We start from the raw sequence: 3,428 nt of genomic DNA, 5'->3' as shown, positions 1-3,428 counted from the left end.
CCTGGGAAAGTAGGAGCGATCTCTGTGATGACCTTGGCAAAGGATATGGTATAGGGTACAGCTCCCATAAAGGGGGATAAAAGTGAAGAAAACCACAAGGTAAGAATCGCTGTAAAATTAAGATTTCCATTGGTTATACCCACCACATGCTCACCTATTTTTTCAATTACACCGATATTCTCTACTCCGTCGACAAGTACAAATAAGCCGGAAAGAAAGAAAATAGTGGGCCACTCTATGTGATTAAAAATATCTTCAGGACTTTTTTTGGACACAAGAATCAGCATTCCTGCACCCATTATAGAAATTGTAGCAAGGCCAAGGCCTGTGGAGGTATGAGTCAGAAATCCTATTATTACTGTTGTGAAAACTACCATAGACTTAATAAGAAGTGACTTATCTTTTATGACCCTTTCTGCTTCCATCTCCATTATTTTTGCCTTTGAAACCCTGGAAACGTCCATCTTGTCTTTGAAAATAAAAATCATTGTAAAGATCAGTACCACAAGGTTTATTATTACCAGTGGAGCTAGGTTATATATAAAATCGTTAAATTTAAAACCTGCCATACTTCCTATAATAAGATTGGGAGGATCTCCAATAAGTGTAGCGGCGCCACCTATATTGGCAGAAAAAATCTCCACTATCAGAAAAGGCAGTGACTTTATTTTTAGCTGTTCTGCCAGGAGGATAGATATGGGAGCTACCAATAATACAGTGGTTACATTGTCCAGAAAAGCAGAGCATATAGCAGTTCCGATCCCCAGAAATGCCATTATTCTTACTGGGTCGCCTTTTGCCTTTTGTGCCAATTTTATGGATAAATATTGAAACATCCCTGTCTCAGCCATGATACTGACTATCATCATAAGACCCATAAGAAGGAGAAGAATCTCTAAATTTCTGCTTATTGCCAGAAGAGCCTCGTGTTCGTCTATTATTCTCAACATGATCATAGCTCCGCCGCCGATAATGGCCGATAGAGATGGAGGTACCTTTTCTGATATGATCATGGCAAAAGTCAGAATAAATATTATAATACCCGTAATAATTTTGAATGTAAGCATAAAATCACCCCTGCCAACTTAGTTTAAATAATATTTCCCATAAATAGGACTACTGATACTATTTAAATTTCCTTTAAACTTTTGGCAGTATTTAACTTTGGATTTATGCAGGTTTTCTCGTATACCCTCCCTCGATGCATGAGATCGCTGATTGATTTCAAAATTTCATTGGTATTATAAAAGGCTACATTTTTGTCATGAATACCAAGTATGCTGGCACTGAAACAGGTTAGAAAATATTCGTTGGACAGAGGTACAGCATTTATCTTGTTTTTTATTCTGGATAAAACGCCTTCCCCCTTTTTAAGTGTTGTATTTGGGAGGATAATTATAATTTCATCTGACTCTGTCTTCCCTGTATAATCTGTTCTTCTGAGATCATTTATAATTGCATCAGCAAACTTATTTAATACATCGTCTTCAAGGTGTTTCTCTAAGGAGAGGTCGACATCTTTGAAACTTTTAAAATCTATCATTATAACCACCAAAGGAAGCCCTTCTTGCTTTGCTTTTGCAATTTCATTATCCAGGTTTTTCATAATATTTTTTTTGTCAAAGAGTTTTTCATTGGGAATTCTCATAAGGTTATTTTTCAGATGTTTTTTGATCTCTTTTCTTTTGTTCATATCTCTTTCGAAAATCTCGATTTTATCCTCTCCCCTGTGGTAAATATATTTTGAGTCTGTTTCACTGGGAAAAAACTTACGGTTTCTTTTCTTACTGAGCTTAATGAAAAAGTTTAAGACATATAATAAAGCTGAAAAAACCAAAAATAATGCTAAAATATATGAGAGATAAAGGGTGCTATCTAGACCCAGATTTTCAAACAGAATTTTTAAATTAACGCATATAAATAGTAATGCGAAAAAAACACTAAATATAAGGTTTTTATTTATTTTCATAAAAAACACCTCTTATAAAAAGATATAAAAATAAAACTTATAACACTTTTTACTGTATGAAAGATAAAAACCCTTTTACTTTAAAATTTTTGATTATTTACTCCTAGGAGACTGCTTTTAAAATCGTTCCCTGAAGGGTTCTGAAATACCTTTAGGTCGAATTCTGGAAGCACGGCTAGAAGGTGGTCAAAGATATCTGACTGAATCCTCTCGTAGTGCTGCCACTCAATATTCTTTGAAAAGGCGTAGATCTCAATAGGGAGTCCCTGAGGTGTAATCTCTAGCTGTCTCACAAGGAGGGTCATATGCTGGTTGATTTCAGGATTGTTTTTCAGGTATGAGAGGACATAGTTCCTGAATGTACCTATATTCGTCAGCCTTCTCCCGTTGGCAGTCTGTGAGGTATCTATATTTTTGTTATATTCATCTACTTCCTTGCTTTTGTTATCCATATATTCAGATATATATGATATTTTCTTGTATTTCTCAATCATCTCATCTGTGCATATTTTTATTGTTGTAGCATCGATAAATATGGGTCTTTTTATCCTCCGGCCACCAGACTCAGACATTCCCCTCCAGTTTTTAAAGGAATCTGAGATGAATGCATACACAGGTATTGTGGTGATTGTCTTGTCGAAATTACGGACTTTGACGGTGGTTAGGTTTATCTCTATCACATCTCCGTCGGCATTATACTTGGGCATCTCTATCCAGTCGCCGATTCTGATCATATTATTGGCAGCTAGCTGTATACCGGCTACAAAACCTAAAATTGAATCTTTGAAAATTAAGAGAACAATGGCAGTCACGGCCCCTATACCACTCAATAACTTCCAGGGAGACTTATTCATAAGATTAGATATTATCATTATCCCACCGATGATTGTTGCTATCATCTGAAAGACCTGAACATATCCCTTGATAGGCCTCTCCCTTGAGATGCTGAGACTGGAATAGACCTCCTCTATGGATTCCATTAATTTGAAAAGTATGATTATTGTTATGGTTATGAGGTATATAAGAGAAAGTTTGTGGAGTCCTGTTTTAATAAGTGGAAACATCCCAGCAGACAGATAAATCACAATGGCCGGAGCCATCTGTGAGAGATAATGAAACCCTTTCTTCTCCATAAATATATCATCAAATCTGTTTTTCGTTTTTTTTACGAGTTTTTCCACAGCTATGAGGATGACCTTCTTAGATATGAGGTCTGCCAGGACGGCTACTAAAATAACGATACAGATTAAAGTAAAGTAGCCTATGTACTGGCTTAGCTGTGGGTTTACACCGTTCTTTTTCAGCAGGTCTATTATTAGTTCTTTCATATGGTCCTCCGATTTTCACTTTAGTTAGTACGTAATATCTCTAATTCTACAACTCATTGGCAAAAAAAAAAACCATAAAATTATGAAAAAGACTTTATATGTAATATAGTCGAGTGTATAATTAATTTGTG

At 35.6% G+C, this 3,428-nt stretch carries 3 protein-coding genes; all 3 read right to left on the bottom strand.

Annotated features, from left to right (window positions below; all coding sequences use genetic code 11):
- The coding region (locus ABZA26_RS10720) for an SLC13 family permease (RefSeq protein ID WP_372714521.1) at positions 1-1,067 on the bottom strand (1,067 nt) is incomplete at its 3' end.
- A gap of 62 nt (positions 1,068-1,129) precedes the next feature.
- Positions 1,130-1,693 carry a diguanylate cyclase gene (locus ABZA26_RS10715; RefSeq protein ID WP_372714520.1) on the bottom strand — a complete coding sequence of 188 codons (564 nt, stop codon included), beginning with the start codon at positions 1,691-1,693 and terminating at the stop codon, positions 1,130-1,132.
- Positions 1,694-2,049: 356 nt separating this feature from the next.
- Positions 2,050-3,297, bottom strand: coding sequence for a mechanosensitive ion channel family protein (locus ABZA26_RS10710; RefSeq protein ID WP_372714519.1), 1,248 nt, complete (start codon positions 3,295-3,297; stop codon positions 2,050-2,052).
- Between the last annotated feature and the right edge of the window lie 131 nt (positions 3,298-3,428).

Origin of the sequence: Ilyobacter sp. (assembly GCF_041583315.1) — a bacterium.
Classification (GTDB): domain Bacteria; phylum Fusobacteriota; class Fusobacteriia; order Fusobacteriales; family Fusobacteriaceae; genus Ilyobacter.
This window is presented reverse-complemented; position numbering and strand designations above follow the sequence as displayed.